23 protein-coding genes and 1 pseudogene are annotated in these 23,897 nt (G+C 53.4%); 7 read left to right on the top strand and 17 right to left on the bottom strand.

The genetic code is table 11. The features are described 5' to 3' along the window. Positions 1 to 17: 17 nt before the first annotated feature. A complete protein-coding gene (locus L1N82_RS08060) occupies positions 18 to 1,367 on the bottom strand; it encodes a glucose-6-phosphate isomerase (protein WP_235286862.1) in 1,350 nt (449 codons plus the stop codon). A gap of 280 nt (positions 1,368 to 1,647) precedes the next feature. Between L1N82_RS08060 and L1N82_RS08055 the strand changes: the two are divergent. Next, positions 1,648 to 2,535 (top strand): annotated as a pseudogene (locus tag L1N82_RS08055) (NAD(P)-dependent oxidoreductase); the annotation flags it as partial. A gap of 27 nt (positions 2,536 to 2,562) precedes the next feature. Next, positions 2,563 to 2,919 (top strand): PilZ domain-containing protein, encoded by a 357-nt coding sequence (locus tag L1N82_RS08050; protein WP_268821886.1) that lies wholly within the window; start codon positions 2,563 to 2,565, stop codon positions 2,917 to 2,919. A 151-nt stretch (positions 2,920 to 3,070) separates the two neighbouring features. On the opposite strand, the gene ppnP is transcribed toward L1N82_RS08050, so the two are convergent. The 4 genes from ppnP to L1N82_RS08030 form a co-directional block, all read right to left on the bottom strand. Next, the gene (gene ppnP, locus L1N82_RS08045; RefSeq protein WP_235286861.1) at positions 3,071 to 3,388 is read right to left on the bottom strand and encodes a pyrimidine/purine nucleoside phosphorylase; all 318 of its coding nucleotides are present in this window, start codon (positions 3,386 to 3,388) and stop codon (positions 3,071 to 3,073) included. Between the two features lie 126 nt (positions 3,389 to 3,514). Beyond that, positions 3,515 to 5,533, bottom strand: coding sequence for a transketolase (gene tkt, locus L1N82_RS08040; RefSeq protein ID WP_235286860.1), 2,019 nt, complete (start codon positions 5,531 to 5,533; stop codon positions 3,515 to 3,517). 280 nt (positions 5,534 to 5,813) lie between these two features. Further along, entirely contained in the window at positions 5,814 to 6,716 is a 903-nt protein-coding gene (gene purU / locus L1N82_RS08035; protein WP_235286859.1) for a formyltetrahydrofolate deformylase, read from the bottom strand. 124 nt (positions 6,717 to 6,840) lie between these two features. Next, a complete protein-coding gene (locus L1N82_RS08030; RefSeq protein ID WP_235286858.1) occupies positions 6,841 to 7,971 on the bottom strand; it encodes a deoxyribonuclease IV in 1,131 nt (376 codons plus the stop codon). Positions 7,972 to 8,081: 110 nt separating this feature from the next. Between L1N82_RS08030 and L1N82_RS08025 the strand changes: the two genes are divergently transcribed. The 3 genes from L1N82_RS08025 to L1N82_RS08015 all read left to right on the top strand — a co-directional run bounded on the left by L1N82_RS08025 (position 8,082) and on the right by L1N82_RS08015 (position 10,156). Next, the gene (locus L1N82_RS08025; RefSeq protein WP_235286857.1) at positions 8,082 to 8,519 is read left to right on the top strand and encodes a DUF2621 domain-containing protein; all 438 of its coding nucleotides are present in this window, start codon (positions 8,082 to 8,084) and stop codon (positions 8,517 to 8,519) included. A 103-nt stretch (positions 8,520 to 8,622) separates the two neighbouring features. Then, positions 8,623 to 9,159: a hypothetical protein gene (locus L1N82_RS08020; RefSeq protein ID WP_235286856.1), complete on the top strand. Its 537-nt coding sequence runs from the start codon at positions 8,623 to 8,625 to the stop codon at positions 9,157 to 9,159. A 100-nt stretch (positions 9,160 to 9,259) separates the two neighbouring features. After that, entirely contained in the window at positions 9,260 to 10,156 is an 897-nt protein-coding gene (locus L1N82_RS08015) for a TIGR01777 family oxidoreductase (protein ID WP_235286855.1), read from the top strand. 106 nt (positions 10,157 to 10,262) lie between these two features. Here L1N82_RS08015 and L1N82_RS08010 read toward each other — a convergent pair whose 3' ends face one another. Both L1N82_RS08010 and L1N82_RS08005 read right to left on the bottom strand, forming a co-directional pair. Then, positions 10,263 to 10,754, bottom strand: coding sequence for an HXXEE domain-containing protein (locus L1N82_RS08010; RefSeq protein ID WP_235286854.1), 492 nt, complete (start codon positions 10,752 to 10,754; stop codon positions 10,263 to 10,265). A 41-nt stretch (positions 10,755 to 10,795) separates the two neighbouring features. Beyond that, positions 10,796 to 11,137: a winged helix-turn-helix transcriptional regulator gene (locus tag L1N82_RS08005; RefSeq protein WP_235286971.1), complete on the bottom strand. Its 342-nt coding sequence runs from the start codon at positions 11,135 to 11,137 to the stop codon at positions 10,796 to 10,798. 105 nt (positions 11,138 to 11,242) lie between these two features. On the opposite strand from L1N82_RS08005, the gene L1N82_RS08000 reads away from it, so the two are divergent. Both L1N82_RS08000 and L1N82_RS07995 read left to right on the top strand, forming a co-directional pair. Continuing rightward, the gene (locus tag L1N82_RS08000; RefSeq protein ID WP_235286853.1) at positions 11,243 to 12,160 is read left to right on the top strand and encodes an arginase family protein; all 918 of its coding nucleotides are present in this window, start codon (positions 11,243 to 11,245) and stop codon (positions 12,158 to 12,160) included. Positions 12,161 to 12,264: 104 nt separating this feature from the next. Then, complete coding sequence (locus L1N82_RS07995; protein WP_235286852.1) at positions 12,265 to 12,618, top strand: hypothetical protein; 354 nt, start codon at positions 12,265 to 12,267, stop codon at positions 12,616 to 12,618. 373 nt (positions 12,619 to 12,991) lie between these two features. Here L1N82_RS07995 and L1N82_RS07990 read toward each other — a convergent pair whose 3' ends face one another. The 10 genes from L1N82_RS07990 to L1N82_RS07945 all read right to left on the bottom strand — a co-directional run bounded on the left by L1N82_RS07990 (position 12,992) and on the right by L1N82_RS07945 (position 23,837). Beyond that, a complete protein-coding gene (locus tag L1N82_RS07990) occupies positions 12,992 to 14,869 on the bottom strand; it encodes a DUF6382 domain-containing protein (protein WP_235286851.1) in 1,878 nt (625 codons plus the stop codon). A gap of 48 nt (positions 14,870 to 14,917) precedes the next feature. Next, positions 14,918 to 15,478, bottom strand: coding sequence for an A24 family peptidase (locus tag L1N82_RS07985; protein ID WP_235286850.1), 561 nt, complete (start codon positions 15,476 to 15,478; stop codon positions 14,918 to 14,920). A gap of 41 nt (positions 15,479 to 15,519) precedes the next feature. Beyond that, positions 15,520 to 16,476, bottom strand: a complete 957-nt coding sequence (locus tag L1N82_RS07980) for a TadE/TadG family type IV pilus assembly protein (protein WP_235286849.1) — start codon at positions 16,474 to 16,476, stop codon at positions 15,520 to 15,522. Next, positions 16,442 to 18,742 (bottom strand): hypothetical protein, encoded by a 2,301-nt coding sequence (locus tag L1N82_RS07975; RefSeq protein WP_235286848.1) that lies wholly within the window; start codon positions 18,740 to 18,742, stop codon positions 16,442 to 16,444. The genes L1N82_RS07980 and L1N82_RS07975 overlap by 35 nt, the downstream gene beginning before the upstream one ends. 81 nt (positions 18,743 to 18,823) lie before the next feature. After that, positions 18,824 to 19,519, bottom strand: coding sequence for a hypothetical protein (locus L1N82_RS07970; RefSeq protein WP_235286847.1), 696 nt, complete (start codon positions 19,517 to 19,519; stop codon positions 18,824 to 18,826). Further along, positions 19,503 to 19,691, bottom strand: a complete 189-nt coding sequence (locus tag L1N82_RS07965; protein WP_235286846.1) for a Flp1 family type IVb pilin — start codon at positions 19,689 to 19,691, stop codon at positions 19,503 to 19,505. The genes L1N82_RS07970 and L1N82_RS07965 overlap by 17 nt, the downstream gene beginning before the upstream one ends. Positions 19,692 to 19,788: 97 nt before the next feature. Then, on the bottom strand, positions 19,789 to 20,655 hold the full coding sequence (locus L1N82_RS07960; protein WP_235286845.1) for a type II secretion system F family protein: 867 nt from the start codon (positions 20,653 to 20,655) through the stop codon (positions 19,789 to 19,791). A 62-nt stretch (positions 20,656 to 20,717) separates the two neighbouring features. Next, on the bottom strand, positions 20,718 to 21,464 hold the full coding sequence (locus L1N82_RS07955) for a type II secretion system F family protein (RefSeq protein WP_235286844.1): 747 nt from the start codon (positions 21,462 to 21,464) through the stop codon (positions 20,718 to 20,720). Further along, on the bottom strand, positions 21,461 to 22,708 hold the full coding sequence (locus L1N82_RS07950; RefSeq protein ID WP_235286970.1) for a CpaF family protein: 1,248 nt from the start codon (positions 22,706 to 22,708) through the stop codon (positions 21,461 to 21,463). Before L1N82_RS07950 ends, L1N82_RS07955 begins: the two co-directional genes overlap by 4 nt. Then, complete coding sequence (locus tag L1N82_RS07945) at positions 22,665 to 23,837, bottom strand: P-loop NTPase family protein (RefSeq protein ID WP_235286843.1); 1,173 nt, start codon at positions 23,835 to 23,837, stop codon at positions 22,665 to 22,667. Before L1N82_RS07945 ends, L1N82_RS07950 begins: the two co-directional genes overlap by 44 nt. Between the last annotated feature and the right edge of the window lie 60 nt (positions 23,838 to 23,897).

Below are 23,897 nucleotides of genomic sequence, written 5' to 3'. Positions count from 1 at the left end.
CCCGGCAGCATCGCCTCTTACAGGCGTGCTTCCAGCTCTGCCTTCTCTTTCTCGAAGCCCGGCTTGCCGAGCAGCGCGAACATGTTCTTCTTGTAAGCTTCTACGCCCGGCTGGTCGAACGGATTCACGCCAAGCAGGTAACCGCTGATGCCGCATGCTTTCTCGAAGAAATAAACCATGTACCCGAAGGTGTATGGACTCATATCCTTCAGGTTAACGACCAGGTTCGGCACGTTGCCGTCCGTGTGGGCCAGCAGCGTACCCTGGAAAGCCTTCTTGTTAACGAAATCCATCGTCTTGCCTTGGAGGAAGTTCAGCCCGTCCAGATCAGCCGGATCATGCCCAATCTCGATATGCTCGCTAACCTCGTTCACCTGGATAACCGTTTCAAACAGGTTGCGTGTGCCCTCCTGAATGAATTGACCCATCGAATGCAGGTCAGTGGAGAAATCAACGGAAGCCGGATAAATGCCCTTATAATCCTTGCCTTCGCTCTCGCCAAACAGCTGCTTCCACCACTCCGATACAAAATGCAGGGATGGCTCGTAGTTCACAAGGATCTCAATAGCCTTGCCCTTCCGGTAGAGCGCGTTGCGGACAGCCGCGTACTGGTAGCTCTCGTTCTCGCTCAGGTTCGGGTTCGCGTATTCCTTAGATGCGTCAGCCGCACCCTTCATCATGACTTCGATATCAATGCCGGCTGCCGCGATCGGAAGCAGGCCAACTGCCGTCAGAACGGAGTAGCGGCCGCCTACGTCATCCGGAATAACGAACGACTCATAGCCTTCTTCAGTCGCCAGCTTCTTCAGTGCGCCCTTCTCGCGGTCGGTTGTAGCGTAAATACGCTTGCGTGCTTCTTCCTTGCCATATTTCTTCTCGAGCTGCTCACGGAAAACACGGAAAGCAATCGCCGGTTCGGTCGTCGTACCGGATTTGGAGATAACGTTGATTGACCAATCGCGTCCTTCCAGCAGCTGCAGCAGATGCGTTACGTATGTAGAACTGATGTTGTTGCCTGCGAACAGGATTTGAGGCGTCTTGCGCTCGCCCTGCGGCAGCAGGTTATAAAATGAATGGGACAGCATTTCGATTGCTGCTCTGGCGCCAAGGTAAGATCCGCCGATGCCGATCACAACCAGAACCTCAGAGTCAGACTTAATCTTCTCTGCTGCCTTCTGGATCCGCGCGAATTCTTCCTTGTCATAATTAGTCGGCAGGTCGATCCAACCCAAGTAATCCGACCCGGCACCCGTACCATTGTGAAGCTGCTCATGTGCAAGCTTCACTGCGTCCTTCAAATAGTCCACTTCATGCTGGCCCACGAAGGTCAGTGCTTTGCTGTAATCAAATGAAACGGTTTTAGCCATATTTTCTCTTCCTCCTACCGAATAATGTATAACAGATAGCTTGTCCTAAAGCTTTCATACCCACCGGGACGAAATACGTCCCGTCAGTTGCGGCCTAGCCTTAGAATACTGGATTTGCCCGTCAAACACAAGGCAGCAGGCCACACCTTCCTATAAAGAATTTTGAGTCCTGCTATCACGTTTCATTATGCAAGCCGACACCCTCCCTAACGCTGGACTTGCCGCTCCGATGTAGTTACTATGAAGATATATATTAGGAGAGGCAAGGTGACGGTTAATCATGCAAACTGTCGGATTTATTGGACTTGGAACGATGGGTGCCCCAATGGCGGAAAATCTGCTTCGAAAGGGGTATGAGGTCACCGTCTACAACCGTACCCCCGGCAAGTCGGACGAGCTGCTTGCCAGCGGGGCTAACGCAGCCCAGTCTCCGCTGGAGATTGCCAGAACATGCGATTTGATCTTTACCATGATCAGCAACGATCAGGCCATCGATGAGGTTTACTATGGAAGCGAAGGCATTCTGAACGGATTGCAGCCGGACAGCATTGTCATTGACAGCAGCACGATCTCGCCGGCCCTGGCCCGCAGGCTCGCTGCCGATATCTCGGAGAAGCACGCCGATTTCCTTGATGCGCCTGTCACGGGAAGCAAGCCTGCAGCGATTGACGGTACTCTCGTCTTCATGGTGGGCGGCGATAAGGAAATCGTCAGAAAGGTAGAACCCGCCTTCCTCAGCATGGGACGCGAAGTCATTTATATGGGACCTTCGGGAAGCGGCGCTACCGCCAAGCTTGCCCATAACACCATCGTCGGCATTAATGCAGCCGGATTAATTGAAGGAATGGCCATCGCCGCCAAAGGCGGCATCAACGGTGAATCCTTCCTTCGTCTGGTTCAGTCCGGCGGCGCCGCCAGCAAGCAGGCAGATTTGAAGGGACGCAAGATTCTGGAGCATGACTTCTCCGTACAATTCTCGCTTGCCCTTATGCTTAAGGATCTCAAGCTGTCCTCGGTACTGACTGATACCCTTGGTGTATCCACGCCGATGCTGGAAGCGTCCAAGAGCCTCTTCCAGCTCGGTCATTCCGCAGGCCACGGCGAGCTGGACTTAGCCGCCCTTGCCTACTGTTACGAAGAATGGATCGGCAGACGAATTGGCGGGGAGGAGCACGGTTCCCAGGATTCCCATTCTATGCAAGGCGAAGACCGGCGCCGCAAAGCCCGGCTGTCTCTGGACATTCCCCTCATGATGTCTTGCTATCAATGGGAACAGGAGGGCGCATTCTCCGGACAATCCATTGTGGGATCGCTGCGCGATCTGTCTGAAGGCGGTCTGCAGATTGCCACAACCTACCCGCTTGAGATGGATATGTTCGTCGTAATTCACTTCCAGAACGATGCCAACCTGCCGCCTATTACGGCGCGGATTATCCGGATAGAACGGCATGATGACCTGTTCTTCTACGGCTGTATGCTGTCCGGTATTCCGCTCTACCAGCGGCAGCAGCTGGAGCAGTACATCGACCGTAAGCTTGCCGAAAAACAGTAATTACCGCTGTTCTTACAGCAGATTCATTAACTAATACCCTGCAAATGACGAAGGACCGTCCATCACTCCTGCTTGGGAGCTTTGGACGGTCCTTAGTCTGCTGGGGCTTATCTTGAAGGAAAGACTGATCAGCCCTCCTCTGCCCATCGGCTTATTCTGCCAGGTAGGAACAGCAGTAATCGGTTACCGATACCACCTGCAGCTTGAACTTAGAATTGCCGGGAACGATGAATTCGCCTTCACCGTTAATATGAAGCCATTCGCTGGCATCCGGCAGCAGCACCTTAAGCTCCCCTGCCATGATCTCCATAATTTCCTTGGCATCAGTGCCAAACTCGTATTCGCCTGGCATCATGATACCGAGGGTCTTCTTCGTGCCGTCCGGGAACAGAACGGTACGGCTGGTCACTTTGCCGTCAAAGTAGACGTTCGCCTGCTTAACGACAGTTACGTGTTCGAATTGAGTCATGATCGTGTATGCCCCCTTCTCCTTATAGTGGAAAAGGACCGCGGGATCATCCGCGGTCCTTTCGTTCCTGCGGCAGCGTGCCGCCTTCGGACAAAGCCGCCGCCTATTGCAAAAGGTGAAGACGTATTACAGCAAAGCTTTCACTTTGCTAACAACGTTCTCAACCGTGAAGCCATATTCCTTGATGACACGGTCGCCAGGAGCGGAAGCGCCGAATCTGTCGATCGCGAGCACATCGCCCTTGTCGCCAACATAACGATGCCAGCCGAACGGATGAGCCATCTCGATTGCCAGACGTGCCGGTACATCCGGAAGGATAACCGAATCCTTGTACGCCTTATCCTGCTTCTCGAACAGATCCCAGCTCGGCATACTGACTACGCGCACTTCGATGCCTTCTTCAGCCAGCGCCTTCTGAGCTGCAACAGCCAGCTGAACCTCGGAACCTGTTGCGAGCAGCTGTGCCTGAGGCTTGCCGTTCTTCGCATCGGATACAACGTAAGCGCCGCGCTCGATGCCGGCAACAGCATTGTCGACTGTACCGGAGAGGATCGGCAGGTTCTGACGAGTCAGAACAAGCGCTACCGGATTTTCCTTGTTCGCTACCGCATAACGCCATGCAGCAGATGTTTCGTTGCCGTCAGCCGGACGAATAACCGTCAGACCAGGAATGATGCGGATCGATGCCAGCTGCTCAATCGGCTCGTGTGTCGGGCCGTCTTCGCCGACAGCGATACTGTCATGCGTCAGCACATACACAACCGGAAGCTTCATCAGTGCAGCCAGACGAACAGCCGGACGCAGGTAATCAGTGAATACGAAGAACGTACCGCCGAATACTTTCAAGCCGCCATGGAGCATCATGCCGTTCATAGCTGCCGCCATACCGAACTCACGAACGCCGAAGTAAATGTTGCGGCCATCGTAGCTGCCTGGCTTGAAGTTGGCCAAGCCGTTCAGGTGAGTCATAGTCGAGCTTTCCAGGTCAGCGGAGCCGCCAACCAGGTTTGGCACGTTCGGTGCCAGGCCGTTCAGGGCATTACCGGATGCAACGCGCGTGGACAATGCCTTGTCTTCTGCCGCATACTTCGGCAGGTCCTTGTCCCAGCCTTCCGGAAGCTCGCCGTTCACGGCTGCTTCGAATTGAGCAGCAAGCTGCGGATGCGCCTGCTTGTATTCCGCTACCAGCTTGTCCCAAGCAGCGTTAGCGTCTGCGCCTTTGGACTTCACGTCAGCGAAGTGAGCACGCACTTCATCTGGCACGTAGAATTGAGCATCCTCAGGCCAGCCGTACGCCTGCTTCGTCAGCTTCGTCTCGTCCGGACCAAGCGGCGAACCGTGCGTGCCGCCATGGCCGCCTTTGCCGCCTTTGTTCGGGCTGCCGTAGCCGATAACTGTCTTCACTTCGATCAAGGTAGGCTTGTCCGTTTCCTTCTGTGCCTTCTCGATCGCTTTCGACAGTGCGCCTAGATCATTGCCGTCTTCAACGCGAAGCACTTGCCAGCCGTACGCTTCAAAGCGCTTCTCAACATTCTCGGAGAAGGACAGGTTCAACTCGCCGTCAAGGGAGATATCGTTCGAATCATACAGGACAACCAGCTTGCCGAGCTTCAGGTGACCAGCAAGGGAAGCCGCTTCGCTTGAGATGCCTTCCATAAGGTCGCCGTCGCCGCAGATGGAATACGTGTAGTGATCAATAACATTGAAATTATCTTTATTATAAGTAGCCGCGAGCTGAGCTTCTGCCATGGCCATACCTACTGCCATTGCAATACCTTGTCCAAGAGGACCGGTTGTCGCGTCGACGCCTGCCGTATGTCCGAATTCCGGATGGCCTGGCGTTAAGGAATCCCACTGGCGGAAATTCTGGATCTCTTCCATCGGGAGATCATATCCGCTAAGGTGCAGCAAGCTGTACAGCAGCATGGAGCCGTGGCCGGCGGAAAGTACGAACCGGTCGCGGTTGATCCAGCTTGGGTTAGCAGGATTGTGGACCATCGTTTTCGCAAAAAGCTGATAACCCATTGGGGCAGAGCCCATCGGCATACCAGGATGTCCGGATTTTGCTTTCTCGATTGCGTCAATTGCAAGCGTGCGGATTGTGTCGATCGAAAGCTGTTCGATAGACTTGTTCTTGACTGTCATTGCATGTTTCCTCCCATTCCTGTTCTAGTGAGCCGGAATAAAGTCCTATCCAGAGCTTCAATTGGCTTTGAATATTGTACCATTAGCTCTTCCGGTTTTCCATAGGCTGACGGAACAACGCGGTGAAGCGAAGATAGCCGGTGAAGGCTGGCTCATATAAAAAAAGCTGTGCTATTATGGTTCCCGTTCCACTGTTATAAAATGATGAGGCTGCGGATTGTCATCCAGCAGCCTCCCTTCACATTGCTTATCCCTTAATCCGCCATCTGCCGGCAGGCAGCTAGCTGAACACAACTGTCTTGTTCTGATGAACCAATACACGGTCCTCAATATGCCACTTGACCGCACGCGCCAGGACGACCCGTTCGATGGTGCGGCCGATCCGCTTCAGCTCCGTCACATCATCGCGGTGGCTGACACGCTGAACGTCCTGCTCGATAATCGGGCCGCCATCCAGCTCCTCTGTCACATAGTGGGCGGTTGCACCGATGATTTTTACCCCGCGCTTATAAGCCTGCGCATACGGCTTGCCCCCGACGAAGGCCGGTAGAAAGGAGTGGTGAATGTTGATAATCCGATTCGGATAGTATTCAATAAATTTAGGCGTAATGATCTGCATATAACGGGCAAGCACGATCAAATCAGCCTTGTCTGCCACTGCCTCAAGCTGCTGGCGCTCGGCTTCTTCCTTCGTATCGGGTGTGACCGGGATGTGGTGGTACGTAATACCGAACGACTCCACCAGCTCGCGCATATCCGGATGGTTGCTGATCACCATCGCGATTTCGGCATCAAGGTCCCCAGCCTGCCACTGCCACAGCAGCTCCAGCAGACAGTGATCCTCCTTCGAGACGAAAATCGCCAGACGCTTCTTCCGTGATGCGCGGAACGTCAGCCACTTCATATCGAAGCGGTCAGCAACACGGGCAAAATCCTCCTGAAGCTGTGGCAGCTCCTTCGGCAGATCGTTCAGGTCAAACTCGAAGCGGATGAAGAACATGCCGCCTTCCGGATCCATCGTATACTGATCGGACTGTACAATATTCGCTCCATGCTCATATAGAAACTGCGACACCGCGGCTACTATGCCCGGCCGGTCCGGACAAGAAATCAGCATCCGGGCGCGGTTCTCATTATTCGCACGGCTTGCCGACTGCTGCGGCTGATATGTATTCTGCTGCATAACGATATGATCTTCCTCTCCTTGATTATGTACGTAGACATGGCCTTCCCGCCCGCCATAAACACTGCCGGGAACGCGCAGCGCTCCCGTTAGTGCTCGTTATTCGTGACCTTACTCAGGCTGGTTAAGCATTTACCAGCAGTTCCTTACCGGCGAACCAAGCCGTTAAGCGCTGGTTAACAGCCTCCTCGCTAAGCTCCTCAGGGAGTACGCGATTTTCCATGACAAGATCATACAGTCGATCCATCGGCTCACGGGGATCTGCTTTCTTCGCCTTGGCGTCATTCTTCAGCGTGTCCCAGACAGACAGCACATAATTCCGATAGTCGATCTCTTCCTTCTCGAAGAAATAGTGCAGACGCTCCACATGGTCGAAGAACGTCTCCCCAAACCGCTCCATAGCATCTCCGCGCAGCAGTGCAATCTCTGCCTCATACATCGGCCTGGAGGTCTTGTCCTCCTTGCCAATCCAGGGTGTCTCAAGAATAAACGGCTTGCCCGCCAGCAGCTCATGATTAACAATCCGCTTAATCGTGTCATGACCAATGTAGCCGGCCCCAATTGGCGCGTGGCGGTCCTTCTTGGCTCCGGATGGATTCTTGGAATCATTGATATGAACCACAGCCACGCGGTCAAGACCAACAATCTTGTCAAAGCTTGCCAGCACGCCGTCAAGGTCACCCACAATATCGTACCCTGCGTCATGCATGTGGCATGTGTCCATACAGATCGTTAACCGGTCATTGCGGCTGACCTTCTCAATAATGGCGGCAAGCTCCTCGAACGTACGCCCGATCTCGGTTCCTTTTCCCGCCATAGTCTCAAGCGCAATATTCACATCACAATCCTTCGTCGCTTCCAGCACCTCGTTCAATCCTTCGGCAATCCGTGCAATGCCATACTCCGCATCCTTGTCCGTATATGCACCAGGGTGCAGGACAATATTCCTTACGCCAATCTGCTCCGTGCGCCGCATTTCCTCCTGCAGGAACCGGACCGCCAGCTCAAAGGTATCTTCCTTATAGGAGCCAAGATTAATAATGTACGGCGCGTGGACGACAATTTCGCCGATTCCATGCGCTTTCATAAATTCTTTGCCCTCTTCAATATATAGGCTTTCAATCGGCTTGCGCCGAGTATTCTGCGGTGCTCCCGTATAGATCATGAAAGAGCTTGAGCCGTACGATACCGCCTCCTGTGCGGCAGTAAGAAGCCCCTTGTCGGAGAATGAAACGTGAGATCCTATTTTTATCATGCGGCTACCCGCTCCTTTCGGCATCCAGACATACATTAGTCCTTATTTTACAGGGTATATCGAAATAAATCTAGGAATAAGGTATAATTCAGGATGAGGTGAAGGGAAAAATGGATTGGACATCCAACTGGTTTATGTATTTTATCCTCTTCTGGGCGGTTGTGATGGTCGTCTTCATGTCAATCGGCGGCTTCTTCATGTTCCGTAAATTCCTGAAGGTGCTCCCGATGCGGGATGGAAAATCCAAGCTCGACTGGCAGAACTATTGGGTGGAACGCAGCCGGCCGATGTGGACCGATGAATCGAAGCAGTTCCTGGACGAGCTGGTATCACCCGTGCCGGGCCCGTTCCGCGATATTGCCAAGCATTCGATTGCCGCCAAGATTGGCCAGGTCGCCATTGAGAGCGGTGCTTCTTCCGTAACAAGAGCCCATTGCATAGAAGGATATATCCGGGCTACTCCGGCGCGCGACTACAGGAGCCTGATCTCATTTTTGGATAAGAAAGGCATTGACTACACCCCTTACAAGCATCTGCTAAACAAGTAACGAGCCGCCGGCAAGGGCGGCTTTTTGCATCTTCGTATCGATTGACCCTTAATCTTAACGGGTATAAAGTCTCTAAAGCGATAGATACAGGAGGAGATTGCAGATGACCAAACAAGCGGATAATAAGCCTGTAATAAGACGCGTTATGGAGACGGGAGCAATCCTGCTGATGACAGGATCCATTCTGGCCGCCTGCTCAAACGGTAACGAGGTCAGCCAGCCCACACCTAATTATGACCAGCAAACGGCTGAGCCAACCGATCCGCAGCAGGGCCGTACAGCGCCAGATTCCGAAGACATTGCCGGGAATGAGACAGGCAACACGCCACCGGCCTCCGGGGAGAGCACGAATAATCCGGCGGATGAAGCTGTTACCGATGATGACGCGAATGAGAAGGATGCCGGTGACGAGAATGTTATTCAGGGCCAGGGCACCTATACGGGACAGCCGGATAATCATTCTGCCGAAATCATGACTGAGGAAGGACCCATGGTCTTTCAGATTGAAGAAGATATAGCCCTCGTGCTAGAAGGCATTGAACCGGATTCGAAGGTGCGGTATGACTATATTGAGAAGCAGCTGGATGTAAACGGCGATGCAGTCACCCAGAGATGGCTCACGGATATTAAACTGGATTAATCGTAACCTGAATAAATAAGAGCCCCGGTGATACTGCGAGCGGGCGATTGTTATCATAAGTTGATGATACTTCGAATATTGGGACGGATGGTGAGGTCGGATGCGGGTTGCGGTAACAGGCGGAACTGGATTTATCGGATCCAGATTAGTGGACAAGCTTCTGGATCGCGGAGACGACGTATGGATTGTCACCCGCTCTGCGGGGCATGTGAAGAAGCGGCATCCCAAGCTGGGTGTTCTGACCTGGGATCAGGTGAACGCAGGCACGCACGGCCTAGGGCAGCTTGACGCACTTGTTAATCTGGCCGGTGAATCCATCAATCAGCGCTGGACTGACTCCGCCAAGCAGCGCATCATGCAGTCGAGGCTGAAGGCGGCCGCAGGCTTGGAGCGTCTGGCGGAATCGCTTGAGCGCAGACCGGCGGTTGTCGTTAACGCATCCGGAATCTCCTATTATGGAACATCCGAGACGGAAACCTTCACGGAGAGCAGCCCGCAGCGGATCACGGACTTTCTGGCTGAGGTTGTGGATGAGTGGGAAAAAGCGGCCGACCGTATTCCGACAGAGCGGCTTGTGAAGCTGCGTGTCGGCATTGTCCTTGCGGCGAAGGGCGGCGCATTCCCGCTGATGGCGCTGCCCTACCGCCTGTTCGGCGGCGGCCGGGTTGGCAGCGGCAGGCAGTGGATCTCTTGGATTCACATTGAAGACATGCTTCGCCTGATTCTGTTCTGTGTGGATCAGAATATATCAGGGCCAGTCAATGCCGTGGCGCCGGACCCGGTTACGAACGACCGGTTCGGCCGTGCCATCGGCAGGGCAATGAAGCGCCCTCACTGGTTCCCGGTGCCGGCCGCTCTCATGCGAGCTCTGTTCGGCGAATTGTCTGTGCTGCTGCTCGAGGGCCAGAAATGTCTCCCGCAGACTGCACTCGATGCCGGGTTTGCATACCGTTACCCGACCATTGACCAGGCGATGCAGGATCTGGTGGGAAAATAGGTGGATAACTTGAAATGCCAGAAGCCGTCCTATAAGGGGACGGCTTCTTTTGCTGCTTGGCATATTCGAACGAAGCCAGCTCAATTGTAGATGTACTTCAGCAGTCTTATTTGGCGATTTGCTCTGGTGATACTTTCCCACCCACTTTGAATAATACCGGAATAAGTGCTAATAAGATTATGCCTACGACTAACGTAGATAGGATTAACTCTTTCCACACAATTAAATCCTCTGTAAACATCTGATAGAGAATCAGTGAATTGATGGGGATGTTAATCAATAACCCCGTGAGAAGTCCAGGCGCATATTTTTTCATTACCACGGTGGCAATAAGATGCGGGAATACAGCATTAATAATCATGGAGCCTAAGAAGCCTATGAAAATCCACTTTGTAAACGCGGCTTCAGGCAGATAAACATGACTAAATGCGGACAAATAAGCCAAAGCCGTTATAACGATGACAGCAAAATGAAATTCACCTGCAGTAACCGGCTTCTGAAATCTCGAAGGTTGCTGGGACCACTTGGGCAGCCAAAGGGCTTCCTCTATATTATGCAGTGTAATAGCTAAACAGAAAAAGACGGAGAGGTGCTCCATCTGCATCTTCCTCCCTAATGGAATAATTGTTCCCTACTGAACTATTTACGCTGATTCTTCACTCCCCACTCACATAACCCTTCCATAATGGGCAGCAGCGCTTTCGCTTTATCCGTCAGGCTGTACTCGACTTTAGGAGGAACCTGAGGGTACTCCTTCCGCTTAACGATGCCATCTGCCTCCAGCTCTTTCAGCTGTGAGCTCAGAGTTTTATACGTAATCGTACCGATCTGCCTTTTTAGATCATTAAAGCGGACAGGCTCATTTTCTGCGAGGAGATAAAGGATGACCATTTTCCACTTGCCGCCAATAACAGAGATTGTATATCCAAAAGGTGTGTCTTGAATTTGTTTTACTTTACCTTTAAACTCACCCATCCCCATATTTACACTATCCTTTCTGACAGTACCTGTCATAAAAGTGCGTACTGTTTTTTCTTTTAGGTCCATCTTATACTGGCCTTACTTTGAGGTAAAGGAGAGACTTGGATGACTCGAAAAACGATACGCCTGCTGATGCCGCAATGGCAAGGGGGAAACAATCCTGATTACTCTTTCGGAGCTGAATTGCTTGCTTGGCTCGCCCCGGACAACGACGATCAACCCTTAATCCATGTACCCGTTCAAGCTTATGATGGAACCCCTCTTGAGAACGAGAACGGTATGAATGGAAGATCGCAGCTGATGGAGCAATTAATGTCCGCTCATCACATCATTGATGCTCACAAGCCGGACCGCATTGTCATGTTTGGCGGTGACTGCCTGGTCGAGCAGGCACCATTCGCCTATTTGAATGAACGGTACGGAGGGGAGTTAGGTTTAATATGGATTGATGCCCACTCTGATTTAGTAAGATATGTAGGCTATGATAACGGGCATACCTTGCCGCTCGGGAATCTCTTGGGAATCGGAGACGAGGAATTCGTCAAGCAGGTGAAGGTTCCGCTGAAACCGGAAAATGTCTTTATTGCAGGCTTAAAAGTGCCTACCGAACAAGAAACCCAAGTCATTTCAGAAGCGTTTCAGCGACTGGGCATATCTTTTGCAGAACCAGACTCAGAAGTGATTGAAAGACTTGGCATCAGAACAGCTGGAGCCGAGGAGTTAACGGACAATATAGATGTTATAAAAGAATGGATCAGAGCTAACGGGATTAAGCATCTGGCTATCCACCTTGATTTGGATGTGCTCGACCCCAGGGCATTCCGTTCACAATTATTTGCCAATCCTGCTGCACCCGTTAACTATTCTCCTGAAGGGACCATGCAGCTGCCCCAGCTGCTAAATCTGCTAAAGGAACTGGCTGAAGAAACAGATGTGGTTGGTCTAGGGATAACGGAGCATCTGCCATGGGACTCCATTCATCTGAAGAAGCTGCTTGGGGAGATACCTATACTAAATAGCTGATTTGTCCATCTGCATCACAGACCGTGCTGGACTACCTATTCGTTTAGAGAGATCCCCCACCCGGGGGATTTTTATTTTCTTAGCCCTGGGTCAAAAGAGTCAACGTGACTCGCAAAATTCCCGGAAATCATACCGAGATATATGAACCTTTTAATCTCCCTAGGGACCAAGTTTCAGGAATCACTATTTTCCTTGGCGGTGGTTCGGATGAAGTTGTTGCCAACTTGAAAGAACCGAAAGAATTGGAGGAGTTATATACTATCCTTCAGGGGGCATCGTCATATTCGGGGGCTGCACCCGCCGATTGGCCTTATACAATCGTGATTAAGTTAAATGATGAGCGCGAAAGAGAGGTTGAAGTTACAGGTAATGGTTTTGTGTTTATAGACAAGTCGACAGATGTTTCATATTCGCTCGATAAAGGAAAATTTAATGATTTTCTCGCAGAGGACCATTGAGAATTAATATAGATAAGCAAACTTGCTTTTGAGACAGCACTTTCATCATGGAAAAATACTTAGAGCATGTTCTGTTGCTGACTCTTTAATAACATAAGCGCTGGTCATCATATTAATAATTCCAAAAATATACGGAAAGTATAAGAACCGCTATTGCCGAAAAGAACCTGGTCACTCCATCTGAATATATCATTGTATCCCCCGCTCACAGTATGCCTTGATAGTTATATTCATAGCTTAATTATCATGATCAATTCTCTAATCGGGTCTAAGTACCTCCCTGATGGTGACCTTTTTTAGGGATAATTTATATTTATAAACAAAAAAGACCACTCCGAAGGAACTATTCCTTAAGATGTGGTCTCTTACGCCGCTATCCATTCTTGCTAAAGGTATAAACCGGACCATCAGCGCCCGCAAGCTGCAGGGAATCACCTTCCGTCAGCGGATAAATCTTATAAGGAACCATGGGGCTGCCATTAAGCTTGCTGCCATTGCGGGAGCCCAGATCTTTGACCGCAGCTCCCCCCTCAGAATTGGAGCTGACTTCAATGTGAGTGCGGGATACACCATCCGCTTCGTCCACAATCTGGCATAACTCGCTGCTGCGGCCGATGAACCACTCACCCTCGGATATTGGAAAATCCGTTTCGGTGTTGTCGTAGGAACGGCTCAGTAACGGCAGCCGCTGCTCGGCTGCAGCAGAAGCCTGATTCCGGTTATGAGCCAGCAGTACCGTCTCGTCCGTACGGGCACCTATATAGGAGGTATTCAGCATAGAGGACATCTCACCGCTGCCGGTATACTGAATCTCGCTGCACGGTTCTCCCTGTGCGAACTCAGACCCATAAACATCATACGACTTGACTCCTGGAGCTTGTGTGCCACTTCTTAACCGCCAATCCGCATCCTTCGCTCCCATACGGCTTTCCGAAACGTTATGCTGCCCTGCCTCGCGCCAGTTTCCCTCAAGCTTATTCTGTTCCGTCTCTGGAAACCTCCATCTGGAAGACCTGGAACCATTCAGCAGAGGCCCCGAATCCAGCGGGCCCTCAGCCATCATATCCTCATCCTCTTTCGCCTGTCCGCCAGCCATCCGCTTCCACGCATACAGCAATCCTCCTGCAATCAGCAGAGTGACTCCGCTGCTTAACAACAGCTGGTTCATTGACGGGTTATCCAGATAGAGAAACCTCCAGCAGCTAGCACAAGCCAGAACAGCTATAGAGGCCGCAATCCACTTGGCTCTTGCCGTATTCCCAATGGCTGCAGCGTCATTACCAGAATCCTCAATAATCTCAAGCTTGCTCAGCAGACGTCCATTTTCCCCCTCCTGACCATCAGTTGCTCCGTTCAGCAGCATATCAGCTCCAAAGCCGGTCCGGCTGCTGCCGCCTTGCCGAACAGCTTCGGCATTATGGTGACCACCACCGGATGATGAAAACACGGAATCAAGCAGCTCCGCTCTCGCTTTCCGGTCTATTTGCCCGCGTCCCCGCTGCCTGCTACCCCTCATTAATCCCGGGTTCCCGGATATCCCAGCATGCAAACCTTGACCAGAATCAAACTCATCAACTCCAGAAGCAATGCCTGGTGCTGCCTGTTCGAAGCTGAAACTTGCCTTCCCTTGACCGCCAGGCACAGAAGGATTCGCAGCTGCTGCAGACGCAAAAGGCGCACCGATTAGCCTAAGCAGCATTTCCCGCAGCCTTGCAAGCGATATACCCGGCTGCTCCAGCAGCTTCAGTATCTGCTGCAGGCCAGCCCCATCGACTGCCGGTACCCTTGCAACCCATCGAACCGCCAGTGTAAGCAGCCCGGCTGTCACGGAAGACTTCTCAGCCATCGCCTGATCCTTCATCGGAATGTAGGCCAGACGCAGCCCGTCAAACCGTTCCCCTTCCATGAACATCATGTTCTCGTGCAGCAGGCAGCAGGAATCACGCAGCAAATAATGACGGCAGTCGTCCATAGCCTCCACAACAGCGAGCAGAAGCTCGTAATACTCCTGCATGGTAACAGCCTTCGTCTGCAGCACATTGGACAGCATCCGTTTGCCGGTAATGTTAAAGCGGAAGGTGATACCGCCATCGACCTCCAGCCAGTCTACCGAAAGCAGTCTTGGCGAGTTCTCTGACTGCAGCATCTGCAAATCCACCTCATCAAGCTCGTCTCTGCGTATCGGGGGATTCCGCGTAATGATCATTTCATGCCCTCGCTGCATGGCAAAATCCACTATATACGGTTCCACTTATGTCACCATCCTCTATTTACATAATGAAACTTGTTCCGGTGCTTTTCATCCTGCGAACCAGAACACAACAGCCCCCGGCAGAACAGCCAGCATAAACGGAAAGCGGATCGTTACCTTTTCTTCGGCCGCGGCCGGTCCGGTTACACGATTAATGCCATCCAGCAGCTTCAGCTGAACACCCGCTAATAGAAGCTGGCCATTCAGCGGCCTGCCTCGTCGGGCTTTCTTCCAGATCAGAATAACCAGCCCGGCAGCACCCGCAAACAAAATGGAATACATCGTAACGCCCCATACACCAGCCGCTCCTGTCCAGGCCCCCAAAGCGCCGAACAGCTTGACATCCCCGGCCCCTACACCGCCAAACACAAACAGCACATACATCAGTGCAAATCCTACCGCCGTCCCGAGCAGTGCACTGCCGAGCCCCATCCATCCCGCAGCCGCCAAATGAGCCAGCAGGCCTGCGGCACAGCAGGGGAGAGTCAGCCAATTCGGGATTTTCATCGACCGGATATCTGTTATGAAGGCAGCAGCAAGTAAAGCAGCAGCGCCAGCAGCAGACCACCAGGCAATCATCAAAGCCATCACCGTCTTTCCATTATTCATAAGTAACGCACCCGGCAGAGATTTCTCTGCCGGGTTATCTTCTAACCCTCATCCATCCTCGCTACGATAAAATGCCCGCCAACCGCTGCGCCCCTGCTGTCTGCAACCTGAATCTCCCATGTACCCGATGTGGTATTCCCGGATACATGCCATTCCCAGGTTACAACGCCATGCTCGTCTGCTGTCGCCTCACCCAGATTTCTTGCCCGGCTCGTACCGCTCTTATAAATAACCGTTAACGAAACCGTCTGATTGGGAGCAGCGGAGGCAATAACCCTTGCCGTGCGTCCCGGCCTTACCGGTGACGGCTCGATCGCGATAATACGAAGTTCAGACTGCTCCTCCGTCCCTCCGGTATGAACCTTGGCAGAAGCTGAATCGCTCAGCCACACTCTCTCCCTTGCTGTGGCGGTAAGCGTTATTGACTGCTTCGTGAACGGCAGACCAAGCGGAAAATTATAATCCAACGCCGCTGTTAAATACGGATGCTCCCGTGTCTGGATATCGGGCAGCGACAATTCGCGCAGATCAATACGTTCCGTCTCCAGCACAGTGTCCTCGGCAAGCCGGTTAACAACTGGCATAACCAGTCCCCTTCCAAGCTCGGTCGCGGCCAGATTTTGCAGCGGTCTCCAATCGCCATTCAGGGCCCCGCTTACCAGGGACCCGGCAGGCTCCGGCAGATACTCGGCCAACTCCGCCGCCACGGGCCCAATTTCCCCGAGTTCAATCAGAGGCAGTTGCGGGATTGCAGGCAGGCTTCCGGATAACCCTTCCGCCGCTAAAGCAGCCGGATATATATGCGCCGCAGTCTGCCTGACCACCTGTGAAGCCGTATCCTGAAGAACCATCTGGGCAGTTACCATACGGATCATGCAGATCAGGAACAGCAGGACAAACAGGAACATAGGCAGAGAGACTGAAGCCTCCAATGCCATTCCGCCCCGCTCGTCCCGCAGTGGTTTAATAAGACCAAGCCGCCGTCTTAGTCGTCTCATAACGGTTTCCGACAACCTTTCCTTGAAGTGGGCTGACATAACCAACCATCCTCATGACACCCGGAAGGAACCATAACCGTACAGATGCCTTCACTTCCCCTGATACAGCAGCAGGTATCTCATGCAGCCTGTAGCCGGTATTATGCTCAATAACCGCAGTCATACGGGATAGCTTATCGGTCTCACTTCCATGGATTAGCAGGAACATGCGAAGATAATCCTTATAGCGAAGCTCACCCGGTATATGCTTCGAGATTGGTGTTGTTCCGTCCCGGAACAGCTCGGCCATATCCTCAAGCGTCTTCTCAATCCCGTAGACAACCGCCGCTGCAAAAATAAGCAGAGGATGGCCAAGAGACCGGCACTCAATCAGTCCTTCCATCGTCCTAACGGCCAAGCGTATCGTGAAGATTTCCCCATAGGCTAGCGTAAGGTTCACCATCTGATCGTGGTTGCCGTAAAGAATATATTCCACTTCCTGCCTCTCAGCCGCAAAGACTGGCACAGGCGTTACGGTTTGGCCCCCAGCGGGGGAAGCTGTCAGCTCCAGCTGATCAGGGCTGAGTGAAGTGAACCGGTGGACCGCATACTCATTGATATACAGCTCGTCCCTTATTGACAGCATCGTGTTTGACAGTCCGCCGAATACTTGATCGGCCGAAGACATCGACTCCGCTGCGGTTCCCCCGCTGTCCAACCCATCTCCAGAGTTACTGCCGCCTCCAGAGGCTGCTGCCGAACCCCCGTCAGCGGCTGATACCTGTTCGTTTAGACTGCTGTTCTGCTCATACAGCCTCCTAAGCTCTTCAAAGGCTGCCGCCACCTCCTCGGAGTGATGCATATCGGTTACACGAGATAGCAGCTGACGGGCCTCATTCATCTTGGTCTCTGCCTGTTCTTCCAAAGCTTTGCGTTCATCGTCAGCTGCCTGATCATACCGGATAGCCCTTTCCCTTGCGGTCAGTCGGCTGCCAGGTGTGAGATAGCGCTCGCTGTACAAGGTATAGTCGCTGCTTAGCGATGCAGCCGCAACCGGCATTCCGCTGTCTGAAGAGGTATACCCACCAACAGCGGCATATACAGCGGATTGGAAACGGCTGGCTGCCTGCTGAATGGCAGCTGCATCCGACTTTTGCACTTCCAGCTCTGTTAGATATTCGCCAAACCAGGTATCAGGCAGAACCAGACGTTCGGTATCCTGCTCATTGGCGGACAACCCGGTCCCCGTTCCAGTACCTGTTAGTCCGCCCATCCCACTACTGCTGCCCCCGTTGCTCTGGCCAGACATGGCACTTGTTTGAGCAGTGGCGGACATTGCCGATGCTACTTGTTTCATGCGTTCGTTCAATGCCTGCGCACTTGCAATCTCTCCCGCTGCCAGCCTAAGCAGCCGGTCATGCTCCGGTTTGAACCTCGTACCCGCACTCCCGGCTTGGGATGCTGTGGATCTGGCGGAAGCCGCGTACTGCCTTATTTCATCCTCATACTCCGGTTCGGTGCCCTCTTCACGAGCCGCATCACTCGCAATCCAGCTCTGATAGCTGGCATAACCCGACACAACATTGAAGGCAGCAGGAATCAGTTCCCCAATCCCCGAACGCTGAACCTCCTGTGCCGCCTGCCTCTGATAATTCAGAGCCTGAAGCAAATGCTTTTGCCGCTGGTCATACAGCTTCCTCAGCTCATCCATACGCTGTACCGTTTCCTTGGCCTCCGCTATCGAAGAAGACAGGGGCTTAAGCCGGTTAGCCAGCTCCATGGCAAAGTCAACAGGCGCCTTATATTTCATGTCCTCCAGAATCTGCCGCCTAAGCACCAGATGCAGCCCCAGACTGTCACCGTCAAATGCCTGGAGACTCTCCACCCTGCCCCTCAGCAGCTGGAAGGACTGCTCGCGCTGTACCAGCATGCCGTCTTCAATTGTGTCACGCAAAATAGTGCCGGACTCGGTACCACCCCTGCCGAACAATCCGTACCGCCTGTACAGCGCTTCATCATAAGCGGATAGCACGGAACGGACACCGGCATATGCGGCGCTTTCCACCTGCCGTTCAAAGGCAGCAATCCGTGCATAATCGATTAGGACGGACATGAACAACAGAACTACCGAGGCAACCATGACCAGGTAAAGTGATACGGAGCCATTAACGGACCGGAGTGCGTTTCTTCTCTGTTTTTTGTCAGACTGAGACCTGACCCTGCCTCTTCTGCCGCCGCTCCGCTCCTCCTCACGAATCCTGCCTCGGTTATGTTTAATATCACTCATATAATGAAGGGTTCACCTGCTTTCTCAACCTGCTGCTGGCTATTCATTTGAAGCATCCTGTCTGGCGCCCAGTGCTTGTCGTTAGGGATTTCTCCGCTGTTTGACAATCTCACCGGCCTCCTGCCGCTTGGCTGCTGCCGCTGGTCCCGTACCGAATTTCGCTGCATAATAACGGGCCAAATCAACCGTACGAATGAATTCTACCGGATCTGCAACCGTACTGACCGCTTTTCCCTCCATGGTAGAGCTTCCCGTCATCCTGGTGATTGCCTCCACCGTCAAGGGTGAAACGAGATGCATATCTATTGTACGGAGCAAATTTTGACGGTCAGATCCCATCGTTCCGGAGATCGTGACCGGCAATCTTGCGGCAGCCTGCTTCATCTTCTTCAACTGCAAACCAGCTTCTTCTCCCTCCGTCTCCCCGGAGGCCGGAAGCTCAAGCTCGATCCTGCCGCCGTCACTTCCTGTAACCGCGCCGAAAATACCATTCAGCATATCGTCTTCGGTAAGCCGCCAATATAAGCCGTCATACACTCCAGTGGGAGCAAGGCCTGTCGCCGGGTCCCTGTGGCTGTTATCCCAGCGAAAGGCAGCCCGGTCAGCAGCAGATGATGCGTTGTAGTAAAGAATGACTCTCTGGTAAACGACCAGTCCAAGCAGCATCATGAGCAGTATAGAGATGAAGACAAGCGGGAACACAGTTGTCGATTCCAGCACCGCACTTCCCTTCTCCTCACGCCAGGCCCTGACAAGCCTGTTAGGAGAAGATTTCATTGGATTTCTTTTCTGCCTTGCCCATCAGATCAGTGAGAAAATCCACAATCCAGCTCCGGAACAATATAACAATAATGATAATGACTGCAATGATGAGAATAACCTCCAGCGTGCCAAGCCCTTCTTCCGATTTCCACAGCTTCCGTGCTTGATTCTTCATCCGAGTTAACATGATACAATTCCTCCTGTAATCCGCCGGCTTTGCGCCGTACGGCTGTATAATTTGACTTGCGTTTAAGTAAGTCGTTACACGATCAGCACCTGACCAGCTAAGACATCATCAGCACAGCCGGCGCACCGACCAGCACCATTAACACGAAGAAAATGGCTGTTAGCGGAAAAGCCAGCTTCGAGGACGCCTCCTCGCCCTTCACCTTGGCAAGCGCCTTGCGCTTCTCCCATAGCGTAAGAGACAGCTCCCGCAGGGAAACGACGAAGCTGTCGCCTCCCTTGCGGCTGTTAAGCAGCAGAACTGCGGTGAATACCGATACCTCCTGGACACCGCAGCGCTTGCCGAAGGCTTCCAGCGACTGGCCGAATGGCTCGCCGTTCCGGTATGCGTTCATCGCCCTGCGCAGCTCATTATACAGCGGGTGATCTTCCTTCCCGGCCTCCGCGCAGCGAAATAGTGCAGACTGAACAGTCTCGCCGGCTCCTACCAGCAGCATCAGCTTGCTGAGCAGATCCGGCAGCGTCCGGACCATCTCTCTCCTGCGTTCCTCCACCCTGTTGAATAAACCGCGTATCCTGGATGCCGGTACCAGCACCAGTATCAGCAGACCCATAGCCAGCATAGCCGGCTCATCCGCCAGCAGTCCCAGTACCGCCAGTCCGGTTAACGATGCGTAGCCAAGTCCCACTGTTTCCGCAATGAACATTCGCGAGCGTCGTGGCGACACGGTCTCGCCCTCAACCAGCAGCAGCCTCGCGTGCAGGACTGTAAGGAACGACTGCAGCATGTCGAACAGCCTCCACTTCTCCAGTGCCAGCAAGAACGGCCGGCCAATCAGTCTCTCCAGCTGTGATAAGCTGGCAGCAGCCTGCAGCCCGTTCTCCCTCTTCCTGGATACTTGTTCTGAATTCCAGAGCATCCAGCCCCATAAGCCTGCAAGCACAACCACAATCAATACCTGCATGGCTTCCCTCCTCTCCCGTACTTTGGCCGGCACAGTCAGTCATACTTCCTGCTCTGCTGCCGCTATACCTCAATAGTCATCCACTTGCGGGTCAGCAGGTAGCAGCCATACAGCGCAGCGAGCGCACCGGTCAGCAGCAAATACCCTATGCCGCTGTAAAGCGGAGCCATATAGTCTGGTGCTGTCAGCGAAAGAAAGGCCATGAATACGAACGGCACAGCCAGCATCACCCTGGACTCAAACCGTTTGCGCGCGATCAGCACTGAAATCTCCTGCTCGACCTCCATCTTGTCGCCGATCATCTGGGCTGTCCTTCTGACGATGCCAATCATATCGCCGCCGGACCGCTTCGCCGTTGCCAGTACGTCCGCAAACTGGGTAATATCATCAATCCTGGCACGATCCGCGAAAGCACGCAGACACTTCTCAGGCGTTTCACCATTGCGGAGGGAGCTTGCCATGAAGTGAAATTCACGAATGATCTCTGTTCTTCCATCCGGATAAACCATCTTAAGATCTTCAGGAACCGAGCAGAGAGCATTTTCTACTGAACGCCCGGCGGCCAGCGAGGAAGCAATGGACTGCAGCGCTTCCTTGAATTGCCGCTTCAGCCGGTCTCGCCTCCAATCGACCAGCCACCTGCGCACATATCGGGGGGTGAACCAGCCGATGGCAGACAACAGCAGCGATATGATAACCGAATGGTAAAACAGGTAAGCTCCAGTGAAGACGACAGCCGCACCCGCGCAAATCGAGCCAATCAGCTGCAGCCTGGAGAGGCGGGCATTCTGATAGTCCGGCAGGGTCACTGCGCATCAACCTCCCTTCTGTGAAAACCAGCCATCGCCCATTTGCGCGTATTAATCAATCCGCTGCCGGTCGGGGCCAGTCCGCCCACTGCGGACAGCCCGCTCCCGGCATCCTCCTCATTCTCTTCATACCGGTAAAGCACATTAAGAAGCACGTCACCGTCATAAAATCCGGCCACTTCGGCAATTTCCGTCACACGACGGGAGCCATCACGCAGCCGCGAGAGATGAACCATAATATCTATAGCCGAAGCAATCTGCCCCCGGATCGCTGGTATCGGCAGTTCGGCCGCTGACAGGACCATCGTTTCCAGCCTGGCTATCATATCCCTGGCGCTGTTCGCGTGCCCCGTCGATAAAGAACCATCATGCCCGGTGTTCATGGCCTGCAGCATATCCAGCGCCTCGCCGCCGCGCACCTCCCCGACTACAATACGGTCTGGCCGCATCCGCAGCGATGCCCGGATCAACTCGCGGATTGTGACTGCGCCTTTGCCCTCCGTATTGGCGTTACGCGCCTCAAGCGAAACGAGATTGGGCACATTGCGGATTTGCAGCTCAGCGGAGTCCTCAATGGTTACAACTCGCTCATCTGCCGGTATGAAACGGGACAGCGCATTGAGGAAGGTTGTCTTCCCTGTACCCGTACCGCCGCTTATGAATAGGTTGTATTTAGCCTCAACCAGCCTCCCCAGCAGTCCTGCCGCCTCTGCAGTAAGCGAGCCACGCGCAATCAAATCATCCATCAGCAGCTGCCGCTCGGGGAACTTCCGGATAGTCAGTGTCGGACCCTTAAGAGCCACCGGCGGCAGTACGACATGTATCCTTGAGCCATCCTTCAGCCTCGCGTCCACGATCGGGCTCGATTCGTTGACCACCCGGTTAACCGAACCGACAATGGACTGGATAAGATCCTCCAGTCTTTCCCTGCTCTCGAAGCTCTGCGGGAAACGGCTGATTAATCCGTTACGCTCGATGAATATCTCTTCATGACCGTTAATCATAATCTCGGTGACCGCAGCGTCGTCGAGCAGCGGCTGCAGCATATCCAGACCGCGGAATGAATGGTAAAGCCTCCTGACCGCCTGATGCTTGCCCGCAGCCGTAAGTACGCGGCTCGCAGACCAACCGAAGACAACCTGCTCAATCACCCTGAGCAGTTCGCCATCCTCCACCGCACCCTGCAGATCAATGCGCTCCTTAACCTGGTCCCGCAGCAGCAGGATGTCTTCCTCCGCAAGCAACAACGGCCTCGCCCCCCTTCAGGCAGAGCTTATCCAGCAGCATAACTATTGCTGCCTGGAATGCCATTGAACCGAGCAGCTGGCCCGGCTGTATCCATTTCCATTCCGGGACATACGGGAGAATGCCCGTCACGGGCATCCTGCCTGTATCACGCCCATCTCCGTCCGGCTGTATTCCATCCAGCATCCGTGTCTGCACCCAGCAGACTGCGTTCATTAGCTGTTCACGGATCTCGGGCCATCCGCGTTCAATGTACTGCAGCGCAATCTCTGTCTTGCGCCTTACAATAGCGTCTCTCGTAGTCAGCCAAACAATAGTCGTGCTCGCCTCGAAGATCACCCGATGAAAATCTTGAATCACGCTGTCCAAATCGACAACGATCAGGTCGTAGCCACCCTCTGTTCGCAGAAGCTGCAGCAGCTTTCCCGCATCCTCAGGAGTCATCGCAAACCGTTCATCCGGATGAGAACCGCCCGGCAGGAAATCCGCCCTTAATACAGGGTGCTGCTTGCGGAGCTTGCGCAGTAGATCACCAGCCGTTTCCGGCTGGGACTTCAGGGCATACAGCAAGCGTGACAACCCCTCCTCCTCTACACCTCCAAGCAGCAGCGGGGTTGCATCATACGGCTCAAGGTTCAAATAGAACACATTAAGTCCTGAAACTGCTGCTTGGTGAGCCATATTCAAGGCCGTCACCGTCTTGCCAATCCCCCCTGCCGCCGAGTAAACAGCAGCCACCTTGGTCCCATCCCCCCGGCCTGCCTCCCGAAAGGCAGCATGCGGTTTCCCCGCCAAGCGCCGGTCCGCAATCTCCCTCAGCAGCTGAGGGAGAGGCTGGTACTGCAGCAGCTCTTCTGTGCCCGTGTTGATCCCCCTGGCTTCACCGGGTCTGAGAACCAATGCCAGCTTGATGACGGAAGGAGCACAGAAGGCGAACGCCTCCTCCATAAACTCCGGGGCAGCCAGCATCATATCTACCGCGTAGCCTCCCTTCATGTACTGCCTTAATGCGGCCGCTGAAGTGAAGCCCGTTATCCTCCACTCGCCACCTTGAGGGGAGCTGCGTACATAATCAGCAAGACGCTTGATATATCCCTCCTCCTTCACCGCTACCGCCAACTGATACATCCCGATTCCCCCTTCCTGTTCCTAAAGCACCTCCGGTATTCCGCCCCTCCTGGCTGGCAG

The sequence above is a fragment of the Paenibacillus tarimensis genome (assembly GCF_021532315.1).
Classification (GTDB): domain Bacteria; phylum Bacillota; class Bacilli; order Paenibacillales; family Paenibacillaceae; genus Paenibacillus_I; species Paenibacillus_I tarimensis.
The sequence above is the reverse complement of the archived record's forward strand: the minus strand, read 5'-3'. Positions and strand labels throughout refer to the sequence as shown.

Bases quoted from the DNA above. Each gene is read 5' to 3' on its own strand.
- L1N82_RS08060 (WP_235286862.1), bottom strand. From the start codon at position 1,367: ATGGCTAAAACCGTTTCATTTGATTACAGCAAAGCACTGACCTTCGTG.
- L1N82_RS08050 (WP_268821886.1), top strand. From the start codon at position 2,563: ATGCAAGGCGAAGACCGGCGCCGCAAAGCCCGGCTGTCTCTGGACATT.
- ppnP (WP_235286861.1), bottom strand. From the start codon at position 3,388: ATGACTCAATTCGAACACGTAACTGTCGTTAAGCAGGCGAACGTCTAC.
- tkt (WP_235286860.1), bottom strand. From the start codon at position 5,533: ATGACAGTCAAGAACAAGTCTATCGAACAGCTTTCGATCGACACAATC.
- purU (WP_235286859.1), bottom strand. From the start codon at position 6,716: ATGCAGCAGAATACATATCAGCCGCAGCAGTCGGCAAGCCGTGCGAAT.
- L1N82_RS08030 (WP_235286858.1), bottom strand. From the start codon at position 7,971: ATGATAAAAATAGGATCTCACGTTTCATTCTCCGACAAGGGGCTTCTT.
- L1N82_RS08025 (WP_235286857.1), top strand. From the start codon at position 8,082: ATGGATTGGACATCCAACTGGTTTATGTATTTTATCCTCTTCTGGGCG.
- L1N82_RS08020 (WP_235286856.1), top strand. From the start codon at position 8,623: ATGACCAAACAAGCGGATAATAAGCCTGTAATAAGACGCGTTATGGAG.
- L1N82_RS08015 (WP_235286855.1), top strand. From the start codon at position 9,260: ATGCGGGTTGCGGTAACAGGCGGAACTGGATTTATCGGATCCAGATTA.
- L1N82_RS08010 (WP_235286854.1), bottom strand. From the start codon at position 10,754: ATGGAGCACCTCTCCGTCTTTTTCTGTTTAGCTATTACACTGCATAAT.
- L1N82_RS08005 (WP_235286971.1), bottom strand. From the start codon at position 11,137: ATGGGGATGGGTGAGTTTAAAGGTAAAGTAAAACAAATTCAAGACACA.
- L1N82_RS08000 (WP_235286853.1), top strand. From the start codon at position 11,243: ATGACTCGAAAAACGATACGCCTGCTGATGCCGCAATGGCAAGGGGGA.
- L1N82_RS07985 (WP_235286850.1), bottom strand. From the start codon at position 15,478: ATGAATAATGGAAAGACGGTGATGGCTTTGATGATTGCCTGGTGGTCT.
- L1N82_RS07980 (WP_235286849.1), bottom strand. From the start codon at position 16,476: ATGAGACGACTAAGACGGCGGCTTGGTCTTATTAAACCACTGCGGGAC.
- L1N82_RS07975 (WP_235286848.1), bottom strand. From the start codon at position 18,742: ATGAGTGATATTAAACATAACCGAGGCAGGATTCGTGAGGAGGAGCGG.
- L1N82_RS07970 (WP_235286847.1), bottom strand. From the start codon at position 19,519: ATGAAATCTTCTCCTAACAGGCTTGTCAGGGCCTGGCGTGAGGAGAAG.
- L1N82_RS07965 (WP_235286846.1), bottom strand. From the start codon at position 19,691: ATGTTAACTCGGATGAAGAATCAAGCACGGAAGCTGTGGAAATCGGAA.
- L1N82_RS07960 (WP_235286845.1), bottom strand. From the start codon at position 20,655: ATGCAGGTATTGATTGTGGTTGTGCTTGCAGGCTTATGGGGCTGGATG.
- L1N82_RS07945 (WP_235286843.1), bottom strand. From the start codon at position 23,837: ATGTATCAGTTGGCGGTAGCGGTGAAGGAGGAGGGATATATCAAGCGT.